The following is a 20,450-nucleotide window of genomic DNA, read 5'->3' on the forward strand; positions in this document are numbered from 1 at the left end:
TTTACTCTCCTTTCGCCGCCATGGTTAATGCTGAAACATCAAGATACTGCGGCATCACTGCCGCAGCCGGATGCGGTTTCTGCGCGGACTCACATCCGCCACCGCCTGGGTTCATCTGCGCGATAAAGGCCACCTGCTCTTCCTCCCAGACGGCATCCAGAGCCGCGGGAGTATCATCGCGCGCTTCCTGAGCCACCTGCGTCTGAAGCGACTGCGGGTCGGCACTGCTGCCGGACAGCGCAAGCAGCAGCGGGAAAAGCGGCGCATAGTCACTCTGCCGCTGCGCCAGACGGGCTGCCAGCAGCGCCAGAATCGGCGCAATATCCTGTAGCCCACGCCGGATGCGGGCCAGGTCGCCCTGCGCCAGATACTCCAGATAAAGCGGTAGAAAATCAGGCAGCTCTTTGGCGTTCAGTTCAAGACCATCGGCACGATACTGTGCCAGCAGATCCACCATCGCCTGACCGCGATCGCGCGACTCGCCGTGCACATGTTCAAAAAGCAGCAGTGACGTCGCCCGGCCGCGATCGAACAGCTCGCTGTATTCCGCCTGTCTGTCCAGCAAAGGCCGGGCAGCGGCCTGCTGAATAAACTGCGCCAGGAACTGGTGCTGGTGTGCATCCAGTTCATCAGCCTCCGCCAGGGCAGCTATCACCTCTTCCTGGTGGTCAACGAAGTCCTGCTGAGGATAGTCCAGCAGACGTGCAATGATGCGCAGCGCAATCATGAGTTTTTCTCCGCGTCCGGCACCGTTTTCTTCGAAACGTCGATGGCATCTATACGTCGGCTGTTGAACAGGTTGAACTTGCCGTCACTGCCATGGCAACCATCGCCAAAGCTGAAGCCGCAGCCTTTGCTTTCCGGGAACGCTTCACGCGCCATTTCACGGTGGCTGCTCGGGATCACAAAGCGATCTTCATAGTTGGCAATCGCCAGGTAGCGATACATCTCCTGTGCCTGTGCTTCCGTCAGCCCGACCTGCTCCAGCGCACGCACGTCATGAACGCCGTCCACCGTTTCAGCACGCTTGTAGTGACGCATGGCCATCAGACGATTCAGGGCCTGCAGTACCGGGGCGGTATCCCCGGCCGTCAGCAGGTTGGCCAGGTATTGCACCGGGATACGCAGGCTCTCCACATCCGGCAGCACGCCGCTGTGGGCAAGCATACCGGCATCCGATACTGACTGGATCGGAGACAACGGCGGCACGTACCACACCATCGGCAGCGTGCGATATTCAGGATGCAGCGGCAGCGCCAGCTTCCAGTCCATTGCCATTTTGTACACCGGGGACTGCTGTGCAGCATCAATCACGCTCTGCGGTATGCCATCCTTCAGCGCCTGCGTAATCACCTGCGGATCGTGCGGATCAAGGAAGACATCCAGCTGGCTCTGATAGAGATCTTTTTCGTTCTCTACCGCCGCCGCCTGTTCAATACGGTCGGCGTCATACAGCAGCACGCCGAGGTAACGAATACGCCCGACGCAGGTTTCTGAGCACACCGTCGGCTGGCCAGCTTCAATGCGCGGATAACAGAAAATACATTTTTCTGACTTGCCGCTTTTCCAGTTGAAGTAGATTTTTTTGTACGGGCAGCCGGTAATACACATCCGCCAGCCGCGGCACTTGTCCTGGTCGATCAGCACGATGCCATCTTCAGCACGCTTGTAGATCGCCCCACTCGGGCAGGTCGCCACGCAGGTTGGGTTCAGACAGTGTTCACACAGACGCGGCAGATACATCATGAAGGTGTTTTCGAACTGTCCGTACATCTCCTTCTGCATATGATCGAAGTTTTTATCCTCAGAGCGCTTTGAGAATTCGCCGCCGAGGATCTCTTCCCAGTTCGGGCCTTTTTCGATCTTTTTCATACGCTGCCCGGTGATCAGCGATCGCGGACGGGCAATGGGCTGATGCTTGCCGGCAGGGGCGTTATGCAGATGCTGATAGTCAAAGTCGAACGGCTCATAATAATCGTCAAGCCCGGGTACATCAGGGTTAGCGAAGATTTTAGACAGAACGCCGACACGGTTACCCATGCGAGGCACCAGCCTGCCGTTGATCTTACGGATCCACCCGCCCTTCCACTTTTCCTGATCTTCCCACGCGTTAGGGAAACCGACACCGGGTTTACTTTCCACGTTGTTAAACCAGGCGTACTCCATACCTTCACGGCTGGTCCAGACGTTTTTACAGGTTACCGAGCAGGTGTGGCAGCCGATACATTTGTCGAGATTCAGAACCATTCCGACCTGAGAGCGAATTTTCATTGGCCTTTCTCCTGCTGGCTTCCCTGGCAATCGTCGTTGCCTTCGCCATCTAACCAGTTAATGTTATTCATTTTTCTCACCACAACGAACTCATCCCGGTTGGAACCGACCGTACCGTAATAGTTGAAGCTGTAAGCCAGTTGCGCATAGCCGCCAATCATATGCGTCGGTTTAGGACACACACGCGTTACCGAGTTATGGATACCTCCACGCTGGCTGGTGATTTCTGAGCCCGGGATATTCACAATGCGCTCCTGCGCGTGGTACATCATCGTCATCCCCGCCGGTACGCGCTGGCTGACAACCGCACGGGCGGTCAGTGCGCCATTGGCGTTAAATGCCTCGATCCAGTCGTTATCTTCAATGCCCAGCACCCTGGCATCCTCTTCACTCAGCCAGACAATCGGCCCACCGCGTGACAGCGTCAGCATTAACAGGTTGTCACTGTAGGTTGAGTGGATCCCCCACTTCTGATGCGGCGTGAGGAAGTTCAGCGCCATCTCCGGATTGCCGTTCGGCTTTTTGTTCAACAGCGGCTGTACCGTGCGGGTATCGATAGGCGGACGGTACACCAGCAGGCTTTCCCCGAAATCACGCATCCACTGATGATCCTGGTAAAGCTGCTGACGGCCGCTAAGGGTACGCCACGGGATCAGCTCATGCACATTGGTGTAACCGGCGTTGTAAGAGACGTGCTCATCTTCCAGGCCAGACCAGGTCGGGCTGGAGATGATTTTGCGCGGCTGCGCCTGAATATCGCGGAAGCGGATCTTTTCATCCTCTTTATTCAGCGCCAGATGGGTGTGATCGCGCCCGGTAAACTCACCCAGCGCCTGCCAGGCTTTAACCGCGACCTGACCATTGGTCTCCGGTGCCAGCGACAGGATCACCTCAGCGGCATCAATCGCACTGTTGATATTTGGGCGACCGGCCGCCGGCCCCTCAGTTTTGACGTAGTTCAGTTTTTTCAGGAAATCGATTTCAGTCTGGGTGTTCCAGCCGATCCCTTTTCCGCCGTTACCCAGCGTGTCCAGCAGCGGCCCCAGCGAGGTAAAGCGCTCCCAGGTGGCCGGGTAGTCACGCTCAACCATCATAATATGCGGTGCCGTTTTCCCCGGGATCAGGTCGCACTCACCCCGGTGCCAGTCCTTAACGTCGAACGGCTGTCCCAGTTCAGCGGCGGAGTCATGCTGGATCGGCTGCAATACCACGTCCGTCTCTTTACCTAAATGCCCCACGCAGAGCTCAGAGAACGTTTTGGCAATCCCCTTATAAATTTCCCAGTCGCTGCGCGATTCCCAGGCCGGGTCAACCGCCGCCGACAGCGGGTGAATAAACGGATGCATATCCGAGGTATTCATGTCGTCTTTTTCATACCAGGTCGCCGTCGGCAGAACGATATCCGAATAGAGACAGGTACTGGACATGCGGAAATCGAGGGTGACGACCAGATCGAGTTTCCCTTCTCCCGGGTTGTCCTGCCACTCCACTTCCTGGGGTTTGACCCCACCCTGCTGACCCAGATCGCCGCCCTGCACGCCGCTTTCGGTCCCCAGCAGATACTTCAACAGATACTCATGCCCCTTACCGGAGGAGCCGAGCAGGTTGGAGCGCCAGACAAACAGATTACGCGGGAAGTTTTCCTGGCTGTCAGGCTGTTCTGCGGCAAAACGCAGGCTGCCATCCTTCAGACCGTCCACGGTAAAGGCCAGTGGTGTCTTGCCAGCCGCCTCTGCCTGGGCGGCAAGGTGCAGCGGGTTGGTATTCAGCTGTGGTGCAGAAGGCAACCACCCCATTCTCTCTGAGCGCACGTTAAAGTCGATCAGGCTGCCGCCGTAGCGTGACTTATCGGCCAGCGGTGACAGCAGCTCATCGGTGCGCAGCGTTTCATAGCGCCACTGGCTGGAGTGGTTATAGAAGAATGAGGTGCCGTTCATCTGGCGCGGCGGACGCTGCCAGTCAAGGCCAAATGCCAGGGGTAACCAGCCCGTTTGCGGACGGAGTTTTTCCTGCCCGACATAGTGTGCCCAGCCACCGCCGCTCTGACCGACGCAGCCGCAGAACACCAGCATGTTGATCAGACCACGGTAGTTCATATCCATGTGATACCAGTGGTTAAGACCGGCACCGACAATAATCATCGAACGACCACGTGTTTTTTCTGCCGTTTCCGCAAACTCGCGCGCAATCCGCACGATGTTCTGCCGCGGTACGCCGGTGATCTGTTCAGCCCAGGCCGGGGAGTAGGCTTTCACTTCATCAAAGCTGGCCGCACAGTTCGCATCATCCAGCCCGCGTTCAATCCCGTAGTTAGCCAGCGTCAGGTCGTACACGCTGGTGACCAGAGCAACAGAACCATCCGCCAGTTGCAGGCGTTTGACCGGCAGTTTGTGCAGCAGGATTTCGTCCAGTTGAACGCTCTTGAAGTTAGGGTTATCTATCGCGCCAAAGTAAGGGAATCCGACGTCGGCGATATCATCATGCTGCCCCAGCAGACTGAGTTGCAGCTCCACTTCCTGCTGATTTTTCCCTTCACGCTGCTCAAGGTTCCATTTGCCTTTTTCACCCCAGCGGTAGCCAATGGAGCCCTGCGGCGCAACCAGTTCGCCATTCTGCTGGTTAATGGCGATGGTCTTCCACTGCGGATTATTTTCCTGACCTAAGCCGTCCACCAGATCGCTGGCGCGCAGCATCCGGCCGGCGGCATAGTACCCGCCCTCACGCTGTTCCAGCAGAACCAGCATTGGCATATCGGTGTACTGGCGCACATAGTTGCGGAAATACTCCACCTCACGCTGCTGGTGGAACTCCGTCAGGATCACATGCCCGAAGGCCAGCGCCAGTGCGCTGTCAGTCCCCTGTTTCGGACTCAGCCACTGATCGCACAATTTGGCGATTTCAGCATAGTCCGGGGTCACCGCCACGGTTTTCGTCCCTTTGTAACGGACTTCAGTGAAGAAGTGCGCATCCGGTGTACGGGTCTGCGGCACGTTACTGCCCCAGGCGATGATATAGGCAGAGTTATACCAGTCGGCGGATTCCGGGACGTCGGTCTGCTCACCCCAGGTCATCGGTGAAGCGGGCGGCAGGTCACAGTACCAGTCATAGAAGCTGAGACAGGTTCCCCCAATCAGCGAAAGATAACGGGAACCCGCTGCATAGGAGACCATCGACATCGCCGGGATCGGTGAAAATCCAATAATGCGGTCAGGCCCGAATGCCTTCGCCGTATAGATATTGGCTGAGGCGATCAGTTCATTCACTTCCTGCCAGTCGGAGCGCACGAAACCACCGCGCCCGCGCGCTTCTTTGTAGCTTTTTGCCTGCTCGGGGTTTTCGACTATCGACTGCCACGCCAGCACCGGGTCACTGTGCTGCGCTTTTGCGGCGCGCCACAGGCTGATTAAACGCTTACGCACCAGCGGATATTTCAGGCGATTTGCGCTGTATAAATACCACGAGTAGCTGGCACCACGCGGGCAGCCGCGCGGCTCATGGTTAGGTAAATCCGGACGGGTACGCGGATAGTCCGTCTGCTGGGTTTCCCAGGTCACCAGACCATTTTTGACGTAAATTTTCCAGCTACAGGATCCCGTGCAGTTCACACCGTGAGTGGAGCGCACAATTTTGTCATGCTGCCAGCGGCTGCGATAACCATCCTCCCAGTCGCGGTTGGTATTCAGCGTCTGTCCGTGCTGGCCAGAAAAGGGTTCGCCGAGTTGTTTGAAATAACGTAACCGATCAAGAAACTTGCTCATTCGACATGCTCCAAAAAAACTAAAAGGGTTCGCGCACTTATTTCATTTTTTTTCGGCCGTAAACCAGCCAGGTAATCGCGATGCAAATCACATAAAACAGCAGGAAGACTTTCATTGCCCCGGCGGGTGAACCACTCAGTGACAGGGACATGCCGAAGGTCTGTGGAATAAAGAAGCCGCCGAGCGCACCGATCGCGGAAATAAAGCCCAGCGCAGCGCTGGTGTCGGTGACGGCCTCGCGCTGCGCGGCTTCATCGCTTCCGCCTGCAGCTTTAACCCGATCTACCGTGATTTTGCGGAAAATGACGGCGATCATCTGGAAGGTCGATCCACTGCCTAATCCCGCCGCGAAGAACAACACCATAAACACACCGTAAAACGCGATAAATGACCCCGACTGACCCTCTCCCGGTAGCGTCAGGAACAGCAGCGCAGTGAAAACCGCCATCAGCACGAAGGTGAACAGGGAAACGCGCACACCCCCGAGGCGATCGGACAGCATACCGCCAGCCGAACGCGCCAGCGCGCCAATAAACGGCCCGAAGAAGGCATAATGCATAATGACCACGTCGGGGAACTGCGTTTTGGACAGCATGGCGAAACCGGCAGAGAAGCCGATAAAGGAACCGAATGTGGCAAGATAGAGCAGCGAAAGGATCCAGAGATGACCGCGCTTCAGCACCGGCAGCTGCTGACGTAAAGAACTTTTCGCCGCGGCCAGATCGTTCATACCGAACCAGGCCGCCAGCGTGGCAATTACCAGCAGCGGCACCCACATCCAGGCGGCATTCTCCAGCCACGGCCCGTTTTCTGCATGAGCAGAAGGTCCGGTAAACCAGGTAAACATCGCGACTGAAATAGCGAGGGGGGCAAACAACTGCATCACGCTGACGCCAAGGTTGCCTAAGCCGCCGTTAATACCCAGCGCGCCACCCTGACGGGCTTTTGGGAAGAAGAAGCTGATATTACCCATGCTGGAGGCGAAATTAGCGCCGGCAAAACCACACAGCAGTGAAATAATCACAAAAACTGCAAAAGGCGTGGCCGGGTTCTGCACAGCGAACCCCAGCCAGATGCAGGGCACGAGCATCAGTGCAGTACTGAATGCCGTCCAGCGACGCCCACCAAACACAGGCACCACAAAGGAGTAAGGCACACGCAGAATAGCCCCGGATACGGACGGGAGTGCCGTCAGCAGGAACAGCTGGTCGGTGGAGAAGTTAAACCCGACCTTATTAAGATTGACGGCAACGGCGCTGAATAACATCCAGACGCAGAAGGCCAGCAACAGACAAAAAACGGATATCCACAGATTGCGGCTGGCAATCCGTTTGCCCGTTTGTTGCCAGAACGCGGTATTTTCAGGCTGCCAGTCCTGGATTACCGCACTATTTTCTTTCCCTGAAGATGAGTTAATTTTCGACATAATTTTCTCAATGACTGTGTAATAACCAGCCTATCCTGAACACCTCCTGCACGGTCTGACTTGACGTGTATCAACCCAGCGGCAGGTGGCACCCAGGCCTCAGGGAGGGGGTACTTCCTAAGTGCGAGTAAAAACCATTAAAATAAACAAGGTAATTCAGTAACTTGAGTTCGTTTTTTTTGCAGGGATAAAGCGGCAGGCTGGGGGTGACTATTCGGTACTACCACAAAATAGGTATGGGCATAACGCCCTGAATCAGTGACAATCCGCGGGTTCAACTTCACCTTGAAAGACGGTATTCCCATCAGCAGGAAGAGAGGATGACAACACAGCTTACGCAGGTACTCTCCACGGAACCGGCCAGTGTTTTATTAATTGACGACCATCCGATGATCCGCAACGGCCTTAAACAGCTTATCGGTCTTGACGCGCGGCTGAAGGTAGTCGCTGAGGCCAGCAATGGTGTGGATGGCGTCAGGCTGGCGGAACAGCATGAGGTTGACCTGATCCTCCTCGATCTGAATATGCCTGGAATGAATGGGCTGGAGACGCTGGAACAACTGAGGGCCACAGATGCCTGCGGCCATATTGTTGTGTTCAGTGTTTCAGACTATGAAGATGATGTGATTAATGCGTTGAAACGCGGAGCCGATGGCTATCTGCTGAAAGATATGGAGCCAGAGGCGCTACTGGAATGCCTGCACCGGGCTGCGGCCGGTGAGCTGGTACTCAGTGACACCCTCCCGCCCGTCCTGGCGGCCAGCCTCCGGCAGCAGCGAACGCCGGTACAGACCGGCACCCCCGAATTCACGACGCGGGAACGGGACGTCCTCAGGCTGATTGCACAGGGGATGAGTAATAAACTTATCGCCCGTCGTTTAGGCATCAGCGAGAGCACGGTGAAAGTACATGTTAAGCATCTGCTGAAAAAGCTGCAGATGAAATCACGCGTTGAAGCCGCAGTATGGGCCCTGCAGTGCGGTGAGGTTGGAAGCTGATTGCAGGCAAAAAAAAACGGTGACCGAAGTCACCGTCTCTGGCATTACTTTTCATCAGGCCGTTGCACGCGGTACCGCACAACAGGATCCGCGTTATTTATTCGCGAAACAGCGCTTCAATATTCAATCCCTGAGCCTGCAGAATCTCACGCAGGCGGCGCAATCCTTCAACCTGAATCTGACGAACACGCTCACGGGTCAGGCCAATTTCACGACCCACATCTTCTAATGTGGCTGCTTCATGTCATCGTCCTGCGTGGTATCTTCCGGGCCGTTATCTTTATCATCGGCCAGGATGTCCAGCAGCGCTTTCTCGGAATCACCGCCCAGTGGCGTATCAACCGAAGTAATGCGTTCGTTGAGGCGCAGCATCCGGCTGACATCATCAACAGGCTTATCTAACTGTTCGGCTATCTCTTCCGCACTCGGCTCATGATCGAGCTTGTGGGAAAGTTCACGCGCGGTACGCAGATAAACATTCAGTTCTTTCACGATATGAATCGGCAGGCGGATGGTACGGGTTTGATTCATAATCGCCCGTTCAATCGTCTGACGAATCCACCATGTGGCATACGTTGAGAAGCGGAACCCTCTTTCCGGGTCAAACTTCTCGACGGCGCGGATCAAGCCGAGGTTACCTTCTTCAATCAGGTCAAGCAGTGCCAGACCACGATTGCTGTAACGACGGGCAATCTTCACGACCAGACGCAGGTTACTTTCGATCATGCGGCGACGCGATGGCACGTCACCACGGAGTGCACGACGAGCAAAGAAAACTTCTTCCTCAGCCGTAAGCAATGGAGAGTAACCAATCTCCCCTAAGTAGAGCTGGGTTGCATCCAGTACGCGCTGGGTTGCGCCCTGTGATAACAGCTCTTCTTCTGCTAAGTCGTTATCACCAGGTTCATTTCCGACAAGTGCCTTCTCGTCAAAAACCTCAGCTCCGTTTTCGTCGAATTCCGCGTCTTCATTTAAATCATTAACTTTCAGCGTATTCTGGCTCATAAGCGGCTCCTACCCGTGATCTCAGGGCAGAACACCAGGGTTCTGCCGGATTAACGTTGCGGTAAATAACGCAACGGATTTACGGATTTCCCCTTGTAACGAATTTCAAAGTGCAATCTAACCGAACTCGTGCCGGTACTACCCATTGTGGCAATCTTCTGGCCCGCTTTAACTTCTTGTTGTTCACGGACCAGCATGGAATCGTTATGGGCATACGCACTCAGGTAGTCATCATTATGTTTGATGATAATCAAATTACCGTAACCGCGCAGAGCGTTACCGGCATACACCACACGACCAGAGGCGGTGGAGATGACGGACTGACCGCGCGAGCCCGCAATATCGATCCCTTTATTGCCCCCTTCGGAAGCAGAGAAGTTATCGATAATTTTACCGTCTGTCGGCCAACGCCAGCTGCCCACGGGCGTGGTGCTGTCTGTTGTACTACTCACGGTCGGGGCGGTAACCGGAACTGTTGTCGTTGCAGCAGTTTTCCCGGACGAAGGCAGCATTTTGCCCTCACTTGGTGTACCTGAATCCTCAGAATACGTAATTACCGGTTGGTGTGCAACCGTTCCGGCAGTCATTTGTGAGCCAGAGGATGCCGTTGTCATTCCCCCTGCGTTCGCATCTGCCGCCGTGACCGCATTACCGCCGGTAATCGGGGTGCCGGAACCATTAGCCACCTGTAATTGCTGGCCAACATTGAGCCCGTAAGGCGCCGCGACATTATTGCGCTGGGCCAAATCACGGAAATCGTTGCCGGTAATCCAGGCAATATAGAAGAGTGTATCACCGCGTTTAACCGTATAGGTGTCTCCGCCATAGCTACCTTTCGGAATATTCCCATAGCTGCGGTTGTACACAATTCGACCATTTTCAGTCACGACATTTTGATTCTGGCCCGCTGAGGATGAAGCCACCATCCCTCCGCCTGAGGCAGGTGGACGCGCAGAAGGCACTAAGCCGCTGTTGCCGCCACCGCCATTGCTGACCATACCTGCGTTACCGGCATTTCCGGCATTTCCGGTATTGCTGCTCATCATGCCGGCATCATTTCCGCCAACTGAGCTGATGGGGGCTTGCGCGTTGTCGCTGCTGGAACAGCCTGCCAGCCAAAATCCTACTAATGAAACGGCCGCAAGACGGCGTAACTTAAATACTGGGCTTCCCGTGCTCATTTAATCCCCCATAACGGCAACACTTTGACGAAAAAAAACTTCATAACAGCAGCACGACTGACGGCAACCGGGCCCGCATGTGCAAATTCAGTCAGATACTAGCAATATCAATGGCAGGGTGCCACGAAACAGTTGTATAGAAATATCCTGGTTGTGGCTCTCAGGCGAGATCCCCCTGCACCAGCGGGACAAAACGGACGGGTTCAACCGTGTCAATAATGAACTCATCACCTTTGCGGCGAATGCGCTGCAGCACCTGGTGCTCTTCTCCTACCGGCAGCACCATCACCCCCCCCTCATCAAGCTGTGACATCAGGGCCTGCGGGATTTCTGGCGGTGCCGCGGTGACGATGATCGCGTCAAACGGCCCCCGTGACGGCCAGCCCAGCCAGCCATCACCGTGCCGGGTCGAGACATTATGCAGGTCGAGCTGCTTCAGACGACGCTTAGCCTGCCACTGTAAGCCTTTGATCCGCTCTACCGAACAGACGTGCCCGACCAGATGCGCCAGTATGGCGGTCTGATAACCGGAGCCGGTACCGATTTCCAGCACACGTGATGTCGGCGTGAGCGCCAGCAGCGAGGTCATTTTTGCCACCATGTAAGGCTGGGAGATGGTCTGCCCGGAACCAATCGGCAGCGCCATATTTTCCCAGGCTTTATGCTCAAAAGCCTCATCAACAAAGCGCTCACGCGGCACCTCTTCAATGGCCTTCAGCAAACGCTCGTCATCAATACCCTGCTGGCGCAGCTGTGCCAGCAACGTCTCTATACGCCCACTCACCATTCGCGGTTGACCTCAACGCTGTCTAACCAGGAAGAGACGACCTCCTGTGCGGCATGAGCAGTCAGGTCAACATGCAAAGCGGTCACGGACACATAGCCTTCATCAATGGCGGCAAAATCGGTATCCGGGCCGGCATCCAGCTTTTCACCCGGTGGGCCAATCCAGTACATCGTATTACCGCGCGGATCCTGCTGCGGGATGGCCTGATCGCTGGGATGGCGGCTGCCACAACGGGTAACGCGAATACCTTTGATTTGGTCGAGCGGCAGGTCCGGCACATTAATATTGAGAATACGCCCCGTACGCAGCGGTTCGCGCTGCAATGCTTTCAGGATTGAGCAGGTAACGGCGGCCGCAGTGTCATAGTGCAGATGCCCGTTGAGAGAGACCGCCAGCGCCGGTAGTCCCAGATGTCGCCCTTCCATAGCAGCGGCCACCGTACCAGAATAAATCACATCATCACCCAGATTAGGGCCAGCATTAATTCCTGAAACCACAATATCGGGCTTAGGCCGCATCAGGGTATTAACGCCCAGATAGACGCAGTCGGTTGGCGTACCCATCTCGACCGCTATATCACCATTGGGATAATTAAAGGTTCGCAGGGGGGTTTCCAGCGTCAGGGAGTTCGATGCCCCGCTACGATTACGGTCCGGAGCAACCAGCTGCACTTCGGCAAATTCACGTAGCGCTTTTGCCAGCGTCTGAATGCCTGGCGCGTGGATACCGTCATCGTTACTCAGCAAAATGCGCATTGTCACCTAACCTGTTGATAAATTTGATCACCTTTCCCGGCAGATCTTGCCGAAAAACCGGGGAGAGGTGTGGCTGAAAACATTTTAGCTGGATGCACGAGGGAGTGGTAGGTGTAAATATCTGGTAAGCCGAAGGATGATGGACGGTTCCTGCCACCTGCCCCGGTCATTTTTCGCCATGGTCATTCCCCAGCAGCTGTAAAAATTGCTGCTGTGAGTTCAGCAGCTGGCGCAGCGTCAGGCACTGATAATCATACCCATAACGCGCTGCAACGGTGGCAATGATCCCGGCCAGCACCGGATAGTGGCGGTGACACCAGTGTGGAAACAGATGGTGCGTCAGATGGAGATTCATCCCCCCCAGCCAGTAGCCCAGCCAGCGTGGCCGGGTCAGCCAGTCGCAGGTCGTGGCGAACAGATGGCTATAGCGACTGTGCGGCAGTTTGCCCTGTTCCGTGGGCAGGTAGCTGTTCCCTTTTGCCCAGTGCGTTCCGAGGATCAGCATGACAAACACCAGCGAAGCCATCATCTGACAGGCCAGATAGACCAGCACAAGGGTACCGATCCCCAGTGACGGCGGCAGCAGCCAGAACGGCAGCGCCAGCACCAGTAAAAAATGGCCCAGTTTAACCAGTAAAAATGCGGCCCAGCCCTTCGCGCCCTGCAGGCGCATTTTGGCACCGACACGCGTCTGACCGGCGCGATCCAGCCAGTCAAACAACCAGATGTAATAGGGGAACGTCAGCGCCGCGACCAGCGGCCAGTAATAGCGCTGATAACGCATTAACGGCCGCAGACGCTGAAAACGTGACTGCCGCAGGATGCCGTTCTCTTCCATATCCGGGTCATAGCCCATGACATTATTCCCGGCATGATGCATCAGCACGTGGCGAACCCGCCAGCACTCCGGATCCAGTCCGAGCGGAATAGCCGCCAGCACGCTAAGCCAGCGGTTGGCGGCCCGCGACCGGAAAAACGCCTGATGCGACGCGTCATGGACCACGTTGATTGCCAGCAGCATAGCAAAGACACTGACACCAAACTGACAGGCGGCCCAGCCCAGCCAGTGCGTCTGTTGCAGCCCCAGCCCGCCACAGGCGGCAGCCAGCAGCGCCAACAGTACCACTTTGGCGATCATCCCGCCGTCGGCGAAGCGGTGCTCACCGTGAGCATCAAGCCAGTTCTGCGTGGCGCGGGTCAGCTCACGGTGAAACTGCAGGTTCTCACGGGCAAAACGCAGCGGTGGAGGCGTCATCGCATCGCCTCCGGCTCACCCATGCGGCGCAGAAATACCTGCTGGCGCCGCAGCAGTTCACGATAGCTAATACAGCGGTACTGCATGCCGTGCTCTGCGGCCAGCCGGGCGATAATCGCCGCCAGCCGGGGATAATGCCGGTGATGCCAGCCCGGGAACAGATGGTGCGTCAGGTGCAGATTCAGCCCGCCGGTAAAATGCCCCAGCCAGGCGGGGGCGGGCAGCCAGTCGCAGGCGGTGGCAAAGTTATGGCGATACCAGCCCTGCGGCAGCGTACCGTCCGGCCCCACCTCATAAAATTCCGTCTCGGCCCAGTGCGTCCCCAGCAGCAGGAATACAACAAACAGGGACGCCACCATCTGGCTGCATAACCAGGCCACCAGCACCACGCCCATGCCAACCCCCTGCTGCTCTGCCGCCCACAGCGGGACAGCCAGCACCAGCAGTAAATGCAGCACCTTAAAGCCGCAGAAGAACAGCCAGCCGCGAGCGCCCGGCATTATGCGTCGCTCTGCCAGCGGCGTTTTTCCACAGCGATCTGCCCAGTCAAACACCCAGGTCAGATAGGGTAACGACAGCGCGGCAATCAGCGGCCAGTAAAGATGCTGCCAGCGCATCCAGGGCCGCCAGCGCTGATAAGGTGTTTGCCGGAAGAAGCCATTCTCCTCGGTATCCAGATCGTAATGTTCAATGTTGGCGTAAGCGTGATGAAAATGGACGTGCCGCACGCGCCAGTAGTCCGGATCCAGCCCGAGCGGCAGCGTCACTACCCGGCTGATAAGACGATTAAGCCGGGGCGAACGGCTGAAGACCCCGTGACTGGCATCGTGATTAACGTTGATGTTGAGCAGCATCGCCATCAGCATAAACAGCATATAGCAGATAAAAAAACCGCTCTGGCTGGACTGAAACAGGCTGAGAAGATAACAGGAGACACAGAGTCCCAGCAGCAGCCCGGCCTTCAGCCACTGCCGGCCTCCGGCAAAGCGATGATCCTGATGCGACGACAGATACTGATGTGCCTCGCGCTGCAATGCCCGGTGGAACGCCTGTTCCCCGTCCGGCGGATAGCGCAGCGGCGGGAGTGAATCAGCCATGTTTCACCTCCGCTTGCAGCGCCTGACGCCCCCAGCCCAGCGCCAGCACCATGCTGTGCAGCGCCACCAGCATGGCTGCGAAAAGCCAGGGTTCAACGGTTTCCCGACACAGCGCAAACCAGAAGGGACAGGCCAGCCCGACCGTCAGCCAGAGTAAGGGGCTCCAGCGCCGCCCTTCTGACAGGCCTCCCAGCGCTACAGCCCCCAGCGCCAGCAGCATAAACAGCGTCACCTGCTCGCCGCTGATGTTCTGGTAACCGTAGCCGTAAATCCACACATAGCTGGCCACCAGCACAAACAGCAGCAGCATGCCGCTGATCAGCGCCCGCGCACGACAGTGGAACGTGGCCGCACCGTTCACCGGCGAAAACGGCAGCTTAAGCAGACGGAACAGCGGCCGGTTGCTGGCCCAGAAGGGATTTTGCGATGCCCGTTCCCCCGCAGTGCCAAAACGGTATTCTGTTTCCGGCAGGCGGGCAAAGGTACCAAACAGCTTGTCCCAGAAAATAAAGCTGCCACCGAAGTTCTTGTCAGAATACGCACGGTCGCAGACGTGATGCACCCGGTGATGGTTTGGCGTCACCAGTACCGACTCCAGCCAGCCCAGCTTCGGGGTCAGCGCATTATGGTTAAACAACTGCACGGTGTAGTGGAAAATAGAGACGGTAACAAAGACCGACAGCGGCACGCCCGCTACCGCCAGCAGCAGGAAGAAGGGGATCGATGTCAGAGAAGAGTACCAGGAGTTACGCACCCCAAGCGACAGATTGAAGTGCTCTCCCTGATGATGCACCACGTGTACCGCCCACAGCAGGCTGAATCGATGATGCAGGCGGTGCAGCCAGTAAAAAGCAAAATCCCAGGCCAGTAGCGCAAACAGCCACAGTCCCCAGGTAGGCAGCGCGTCCAGCCAGTGCTGGCTGAAATGCAGGGCAACATAGCCATAGCAGGTGACTTCCAGCCCGCGGAAGAGCCACAGCATGATGTGGCCGGAGTTGAGGTTAAAGACCACATCATGCCACTGCACCTGTTGTCTGTCCTGACGGTGCAGCACCAGCGCCTCTCCCATGACCAGCAACACCATGGCCACAATTGGCAGTACCAGCTCGCTCATCGCTGCTCTCTCCGTACAAAAGTAAACGCCTGTGCGGCACGCTGGCAGATCCCGCCGCAGAGTAACGCCACGCCAGCGCCGCTCACCAGGTCAATAAACAGGTGACGGCGCAGTTGCAGTATCGATACGGCAATCAGCGCGCCCCACAATAACAGTAGTGCACTGCGCGCAGGCCGGTCCTGACGGTAGAGTGCCCATACCGCCAGCAACGACAGCGCCATATGCAGCGACGGCAAACAGTTCTGCGTCGAATCGGCGGCAGCCAGCTTCGCCAGCAGCTGTGAACTCAGCCCCAGGCCGCCGTCGTGCGGGTAGACCAGCGTGGTCGGCCACAGCAGATAGACAGCACCGCACACCAGCGCCGTCAGGATCATCGAGGCTGTCAGCCAGCGCAGTTTTTCCCTCCGGCAGAACAGATACCCGGCTGGGATCAACAGGAAAAACGAGAGGTAAAGCCAGATCGCATCGGGACTGAAAGGGATCATACGGTCAATGAGACCCGCATGCATCACCGTTCCTGGCCCCTGCCAGCGATCGCTGAAGGTATAAATCACCCCCACGCTGCCCCAGCCCACCAGCATCGCCAGTAAGCGATGTAACCATGTCATACCGCCTCTCCCTTCAGGCGGATAATCCGCCGCCGCTTGCGGTCAAACTGCGGCATCATCGGCTGCACGCTCAGCTCCCAGCGTAACGACGCCGTGGCGATGCCCTGCTGTGCAAACAGCGCAATCAGCGCCTGCTGGCAGGCAATAAGTTGCTGTTCACTGGCATCGCTGATCAGCTGCAGACTCTGCTCTCCCGACTGCACCAGCCGGTAATCACTGGTCAGTGGCAGCGTGCGGGCAATAGCCCGGCTACACACATCGGCAAACACCCCCTGCTCCCCGCCCTTCAGGTTACGCAGCAGAAGCTGGTCATCGCGCCGCCCTTCGATGGCGTCCAGTACGCGGGTCGGCCGCCCACAGGGGCAGGGATCGGCAGCGGCCACCAGCACGTCGTCCAGACGATAGCGGATGACCGGCTGCGTACGTCGGGTAAAGTCGGTGATGACAGGCGTAAATCGGCGCTCGTCAATCCACTCCGGTTCAACGTGTATAAACTCTTCATTAAGATGCAGGCGACCGTGGGAGCAGGTGGCCGCAAGAAATCCTTCGGTGGCCTGATAGACCTCAGCCACATCACCGAACACCTCCGTCAACAGCTGTCGATCCTGAGGCTCCAGCACTTCTGCTACCGAGATCACCCGCCTGACCTTCAGCACCAGCTCTCCGCGCTGTACCGCCAGCGCCAGCGCGCGCAATACCTGCGCCGGGGCCACAATAATCGTCGGCGAAAACTGAGGCAGCGTCTGCAAATGATGCTCAAACGCGGCAAACAGGTCGAAAAATGCCAGACTCAGCCAGCGGGTATTCACACTGTGATACAGATGATTATCCGCGCGCAGGAACAGCGCCACCCGCTCGCCGGAGAGCAGCCCGCGCGGCAGCATTTTTGCCAGCATGCCCCCCGCCCAGATACGCTGCTCCTGTGGGCTGACAACGAACACGCCGCGACGTCCCGAGGTTCCGGACGATAAGCCAACGCTGAAGCGCCCGACTTTCGGCGCAAAATCCCGCTCCCGTTCGCTTTTCAGGGCACACGCAAGCAGCGCGTCAACCGACAGCCCGGCAGTATTCATCCGATCAAAGTCCGCCATCATCAGGGCTTTATCACAGACAGGCCAGGCCGACAGCGGCAGTGACTGATACGGGGCATAAAACGGGCTTTTTGCCATCACCCGTCGTGCAAAGCGCCGGAGCTGCCTCGCCTGCCAGTGTTCCAGCGCAGCGCGGTCGGGGAACGACAGCCTGCGGGCGCGAAAATAGTGCCACAGCATTCTTACCGGGATCATAAGTCCCCCTCATGACACAGGAGAATACGCACCTTACCACCACGCCACAGCTGGTTCAGCCGGTTAAGGGTGGCGTAATAGGCGACGCTGTCATCCATGATCAGGCTGGCCAGCCGGGAAGGACCGCGCAGCTTCTGATAGTTATCCGGACACCAGGCCGCATCACTGGCCAACAGTGTCCAGCCGTCATCCTGGCGCACAAACGCGCCCAGATGTCCGGCGGCGTGCCCCGGCAGGGAAACCAGCAGAATTTCGCCGTGACTGCCAGGCAGCTCCCATCCCTGCTCAAAAGGGTGGAGATCGGCGGGTAATGTCACCACCGGAAAGCGCTCCACAAACTGCACTCTCGCGTCAAAATCAGACGGGATCAGCCCCGGCACAAAAGCCTTTTTTACCGCCCGGAATCCTCGCAGCGGGCGGGTTTTCTGCCAGCCATCCCCAGAACAAATCAACGGTACGCCCGGAAAATCATGCAGCCCGGCAATATGGTCGCCGTGAAAATGAGAAATAATCAGTCCCTGCATATCGCCGGGCTGATACCCGGCCTGGCCCAGCTGTGCCACCAGCGCCTGCTGCGGCGAGAAATACACTGGCGTCAGTTGCTGATACAGGCGGAAAATGCCCTGACGGGTATGGTCGATAAAGTGGCTGGCATAACCGGTATCCCACAGCCAGCGGCGGTTATTTGCCTCCAGCAGCCAGGCCCGGGCGGGGAAGCGGCAGACGCGCAGTCCGGCCCCGCGCAGCGCCATGCAGCCACGGTGCGTGCAGTAACCTACCTCGAACGTTGTCAGCTTAGCCATGGGTGCCGACTCCCTGCTGCCGCCACCATGCACCGGTGAGCGCAATCGCCTCGTCCATGGAATAGTGCGGGCGATAGCCCAGTTCGTCGATTGCCCGCCGCTGGCTGAGTGTCATGTCCACGCTGACGGCCCCCACGCTGTAGCGGGTCAGCATCGGTTCCCGCCGCGTCAGTAGCGCCACCCCCTCCATCAGCGTCGCCACGCCATACAGCAGACCGACGGGCAGTGAGCGGATCGCGCAGGCCAGACCCAGTTGCTGATTGAGCAGCGGGTACAGTGCCTCTGCCAACGTGACCGGCTGCTGGTTAGTGATGTTATACACGGCCCCGGAGGCAAGGCCGGGGACATCGCTGGCCAGCCACATCGCCTGCACGACGTTGAGCACGAATGTCAGATCGAGCAGCGCCTGGCCGCCCCTGGGGAGGCGCAGGATGCCGTTGTCACGCCGCAGCTGGGCCAGCAGCCGTGGCACAATGACCCGGTCGTGAGCGCCAAATATGGCACGGGGCCGGAGCATGACAAAGGTGGTCGCGGGATAGTTGGCTACCCGCTGCAACACCACCTGCTCGGCGGCATATTTGCTGGCGGCGTAGTGGTTGGCAAAGTGCCGGGCGCGAAAGTGCTCCTCAATCTGCAACTGAGGAGAATAATCAAAGTAGAGGGAGGGCGTGGAGATGTGAATAAATCGCTTCACCCCCCGCTGCCCGGCGGCGGCCGTCAGGCGTTCCGTGGCGATAACATTCGCCTGCCAGAATGCTTCACGCCGCCCCCAGGGCGACGATTTGGCGGCGCAGTGCCAGACCGTTTCCGCATCACCTATCAGCGCTGCGCATTCGGCTGCCGTCGCAACAGACAGATCAAGCGCCGTAAAAACCGCACCCGCCTGTCTGAGCTGTTCCCCCACGCTGCGATCGCGTCCGGTGGCATAGACCGTATGTCCGGCGGCAAGTAACCACTCAACGGCATTGCGTCCCAGTCCGCTGGTCGCGCCCGTCACCAGCACCTTCACGGCAGCAGAACCATGCCGCCCAGGGTCAGGCCGGCGGCGGTGCCTATCAGCATCACCGGCCCTTTATCAAAGCGATCGCTGACGATTGCCTCATGCAGGGCGCTGGGGATCGATGCGGCCACCTGATTGCCGCGATAGCGATAGATATCGATCAGCGCGTCGCTGCTGACGTTTAGCCGTTTCCGCATGTGTTCCAGCGACAGGTGGCTGGCCTGATGCGGCACCACGGTGGCCACCTGCGCCAGGGTCAGCCCGGCCATGCCCAGCAACCGCGCCAGGTAATCTTCAATCAGCCCGGATGCCTGGCGGAACAGTTTTTTACCCTGCATGTGGAACAGAAAGTCGCTGTCGGACATGCCGGCACGCGGATTACGGCGTGTGCCTCCGGCGCGGATCTCGCAGAGTTCACTGCCGTCCGGCCAGCTTTCCATCAGGCAGGCGAGAATACCGCTCTGTCCGTCACCGCGTTCAACGATAGCGCAGGCGGCACCGTCCCCGAAGATCAGGGACGACTCCTCATGTTCCCAGTCGATACCGCGCGAGGCCAGTTCCGCAGAGACAATGGCAATCCGCCGGTAGGCACCGCAGTTCACCAGGCCGCCCGCCACCTGCAGGGCAGAAACGAAGCTGACGCAGCTACTGTTAATATCAAATACCGCCGTGCCTGGCGTCAGGCGCGACAGCTTCAGCACCTGAATGGCGCTGCAGGGCAGTGCCTGCACCGCAATGGCGGAAGCAAATATCAGCAGGTCAATACTGTCAGGGTTGATATCCCGCGCACGCAGTGCGGCGTCAAGCGCATCGGCCCCCAGCTGCGCCTGGCACGCCTGATGGTCGGCGTGAAAGCGATGGGTAATCCCGGAACGTTTCTCAACATAGCCGGGCCGGAATCCCAGACGCTCGTCGAGCATCGCGGACGTCACACAGCCGGGTGGCAACGCCACGCCGCTGGCCATTATCTTCAGAGGTACAAAAGCCGTTGTGCGCTCCGGCACAGGCTGATGGGGCTTATTCATCCGTATTCCCATTAACAAAACTGTAAAATTATTGCGCATTGTAACCAAAGTGCGGAACACCGCAAATTGTCAGCAATTGAA

Annotated in this window: 16 protein-coding genes and 1 pseudogene; 1 reads left to right on the forward strand and 16 read right to left on the reverse strand. The window is 57.8% G+C overall.

What is annotated here, in order from left to right:
- Position 1 precedes the first annotated feature (1 nt).
- The 4 genes from narJ to EPE01S_RS08390 are packed head-to-tail and all read right to left on the reverse strand — an operon-like array spanning position 2 to position 7,455.
- Positions 2-727, reverse strand: coding sequence for a nitrate reductase molybdenum cofactor assembly chaperone (narJ, locus tag EPE01S_RS08375; RefSeq protein WP_062744182.1), 726 nt, complete (start codon positions 725-727; stop codon positions 2-4).
- The gene (gene narH / locus EPE01S_RS08380; RefSeq protein WP_062744183.1) at positions 724-2,271 is read right to left on the reverse strand and encodes a nitrate reductase subunit beta; all 1,548 of its coding nucleotides are present in this window, start codon (positions 2,269-2,271) and stop codon (positions 724-726) included. The genes narJ and narH overlap by 4 nt, the downstream gene beginning before the upstream one ends.
- Complete coding sequence (locus tag EPE01S_RS08385) at positions 2,268-6,029, reverse strand: nitrate reductase subunit alpha (protein ID WP_062744184.1); 3,762 nt, start codon at positions 6,027-6,029, stop codon at positions 2,268-2,270. The genes narH and EPE01S_RS08385 overlap by 4 nt, the downstream gene beginning before the upstream one ends.
- A gap of 37 nt (positions 6,030-6,066) precedes the next feature.
- On the reverse strand, positions 6,067-7,455 hold the full coding sequence (locus EPE01S_RS08390) for a NarK family nitrate/nitrite MFS transporter (RefSeq protein WP_062744185.1): 1,389 nt from the start codon (positions 7,453-7,455) through the stop codon (positions 6,067-6,069).
- 320 nt (positions 7,456-7,775) lie between these two features.
- Between EPE01S_RS08390 and narL the strand changes: the two genes are divergently transcribed.
- Positions 7,776-8,453, forward strand: a complete 678-nt coding sequence (narL, locus tag EPE01S_RS08395; RefSeq protein ID WP_062744186.1) for a two-component system response regulator NarL — start codon at positions 7,776-7,778, stop codon at positions 8,451-8,453.
- A gap of 97 nt (positions 8,454-8,550) precedes the next feature.
- Here the strand turns inward: narL and rpoS are convergent.
- The 12 genes and pseudogenes from rpoS to EPE01S_RS08455 all read right to left on the reverse strand — a co-directional run bounded on the left by rpoS (position 8,551) and on the right by EPE01S_RS08455 (position 20,369).
- Positions 8,551-9,458: pseudogene (gene rpoS, locus EPE01S_RS08400) on the reverse strand (RNA polymerase sigma factor RpoS).
- A gap of 50 nt (positions 9,459-9,508) precedes the next feature.
- Positions 9,509-10,639, reverse strand: a complete 1,131-nt coding sequence (gene nlpD, locus EPE01S_RS08405; RefSeq protein WP_062744187.1) for a murein hydrolase activator NlpD — start codon at positions 10,637-10,639, stop codon at positions 9,509-9,511.
- Between the two features lie 160 nt (positions 10,640-10,799).
- The gene (locus EPE01S_RS08410; protein WP_062744188.1) at positions 10,800-11,426 is read right to left on the reverse strand and encodes a protein-L-isoaspartate(D-aspartate) O-methyltransferase; all 627 of its coding nucleotides are present in this window, start codon (positions 11,424-11,426) and stop codon (positions 10,800-10,802) included.
- On the reverse strand, positions 11,420-12,181 hold the full coding sequence (surE, locus tag EPE01S_RS08415; protein ID WP_062744189.1) for a 5'/3'-nucleotidase SurE: 762 nt from the start codon (positions 12,179-12,181) through the stop codon (positions 11,420-11,422). Before surE ends, EPE01S_RS08410 begins: the two co-directional genes overlap by 7 nt.
- 166 nt (positions 12,182-12,347) lie before the next feature.
- Positions 12,348-13,436 carry a fatty acid desaturase family protein gene (locus tag EPE01S_RS08420; RefSeq protein WP_062744190.1) on the reverse strand — a complete coding sequence of 363 codons (1,089 nt, stop codon included), beginning with the start codon at positions 13,434-13,436 and terminating at the stop codon, positions 12,348-12,350.
- The gene (locus EPE01S_RS08425; RefSeq protein ID WP_062744191.1) at positions 13,433-14,533 is read right to left on the reverse strand and encodes an acyl-CoA desaturase; all 1,101 of its coding nucleotides are present in this window, start codon (positions 14,531-14,533) and stop codon (positions 13,433-13,435) included. Before EPE01S_RS08425 ends, EPE01S_RS08420 begins: the two co-directional genes overlap by 4 nt.
- A complete protein-coding gene (locus EPE01S_RS08430) occupies positions 14,526-15,647 on the reverse strand; it encodes a sterol desaturase family protein (protein WP_062744192.1) in 1,122 nt (373 codons plus the stop codon). Before EPE01S_RS08430 ends, EPE01S_RS08425 begins: the two co-directional genes overlap by 8 nt.
- Positions 15,644-16,255, reverse strand: coding sequence for a phosphatase PAP2 family protein (locus EPE01S_RS08435; protein ID WP_062744193.1), 612 nt, complete (start codon positions 16,253-16,255; stop codon positions 15,644-15,646). Before EPE01S_RS08435 ends, EPE01S_RS08430 begins: the two co-directional genes overlap by 4 nt.
- The gene (locus EPE01S_RS08440; protein WP_062744194.1) at positions 16,252-17,541 is read right to left on the reverse strand and encodes a F390 synthetase-related protein; all 1,290 of its coding nucleotides are present in this window, start codon (positions 17,539-17,541) and stop codon (positions 16,252-16,254) included. The genes EPE01S_RS08435 and EPE01S_RS08440 overlap by 4 nt, the downstream gene beginning before the upstream one ends.
- Positions 17,538-18,344: an MBL fold metallo-hydrolase gene (locus EPE01S_RS08445; RefSeq protein ID WP_062744195.1), complete on the reverse strand. Its 807-nt coding sequence runs from the start codon at positions 18,342-18,344 to the stop codon at positions 17,538-17,540. Before EPE01S_RS08445 ends, EPE01S_RS08440 begins: the two co-directional genes overlap by 4 nt.
- Positions 18,337-19,353 (reverse strand): NAD-dependent epimerase/dehydratase family protein, encoded by a 1,017-nt coding sequence (locus tag EPE01S_RS08450; protein WP_062744196.1) that lies wholly within the window; start codon positions 19,351-19,353, stop codon positions 18,337-18,339. Before EPE01S_RS08450 ends, EPE01S_RS08445 begins: the two co-directional genes overlap by 8 nt.
- Positions 19,350-20,369 (reverse strand): 3-oxoacyl-[acyl-carrier-protein] synthase III C-terminal domain-containing protein, encoded by a 1,020-nt coding sequence (locus EPE01S_RS08455; RefSeq protein ID WP_062744197.1) that lies wholly within the window; start codon positions 20,367-20,369, stop codon positions 19,350-19,352. The genes EPE01S_RS08450 and EPE01S_RS08455 overlap by 4 nt, the downstream gene beginning before the upstream one ends.
- Between the last annotated feature and the right edge of the window lie 81 nt (positions 20,370-20,450).

Source organism: Erwinia persicina NBRC 102418, from assembly GCF_001571305.1.
Lineage (GTDB): Bacteria > Pseudomonadota > Gammaproteobacteria > Enterobacterales > Enterobacteriaceae > Erwinia > Erwinia persicina.

Coding starts and splice junctions, on each gene's coding strand:
- EPE01S_RS08440 (WP_062744194.1), bottom strand. CDS start 17,541: ATGATCCCGGTAAGAATGCTGTGGCACTATTTTCGCGCCCGCAGGCTG.
- narJ (WP_062744182.1), bottom strand. CDS start 727: ATGATTGCGCTGCGCATCATTGCACGTCTGCTGGACTATCCTCAGCAG.
- narL (WP_062744186.1), top strand. CDS start 7,776: ATGACAACACAGCTTACGCAGGTACTCTCCACGGAACCGGCCAGTGTT.
- EPE01S_RS08410 (WP_062744188.1), bottom strand. CDS start 11,426: ATGGTGAGTGGGCGTATAGAGACGTTGCTGGCACAGCTGCGCCAGCAG.
- surE (WP_062744189.1), bottom strand. CDS start 12,181: ATGCGCATTTTGCTGAGTAACGATGACGGTATCCACGCGCCAGGCATT.
- EPE01S_RS08385 (WP_062744184.1), bottom strand. CDS start 6,029: ATGAGCAAGTTTCTTGATCGGTTACGTTATTTCAAACAACTCGGCGAA.
- nlpD (WP_062744187.1), bottom strand. CDS start 10,639: ATGAGCACGGGAAGCCCAGTATTTAAGTTACGCCGTCTTGCGGCCGTT.
- EPE01S_RS08435 (WP_062744193.1), bottom strand. CDS start 16,255: ATGACATGGTTACATCGCTTACTGGCGATGCTGGTGGGCTGGGGCAGC.
- EPE01S_RS08430 (WP_062744192.1), bottom strand. CDS start 15,647: ATGAGCGAGCTGGTACTGCCAATTGTGGCCATGGTGTTGCTGGTCATG.
- EPE01S_RS08455 (WP_062744197.1), bottom strand. CDS start 20,369: ATGAATAAGCCCCATCAGCCTGTGCCGGAGCGCACAACGGCTTTTGTA.
- EPE01S_RS08420 (WP_062744190.1), bottom strand. CDS start 13,436: ATGACGCCTCCACCGCTGCGTTTTGCCCGTGAGAACCTGCAGTTTCAC.
- EPE01S_RS08445 (WP_062744195.1), bottom strand. CDS start 18,344: ATGGCTAAGCTGACAACGTTCGAGGTAGGTTACTGCACGCACCGTGGC.
- EPE01S_RS08425 (WP_062744191.1), bottom strand. CDS start 14,533: ATGGCTGATTCACTCCCGCCGCTGCGCTATCCGCCGGACGGGGAACAG.
- EPE01S_RS08390 (WP_062744185.1), bottom strand. CDS start 7,455: ATGTCGAAAATTAACTCATCTTCAGGGAAAGAAAATAGTGCGGTAATC.
- narH (WP_062744183.1), bottom strand. CDS start 2,271: ATGAAAATTCGCTCTCAGGTCGGAATGGTTCTGAATCTCGACAAATGT.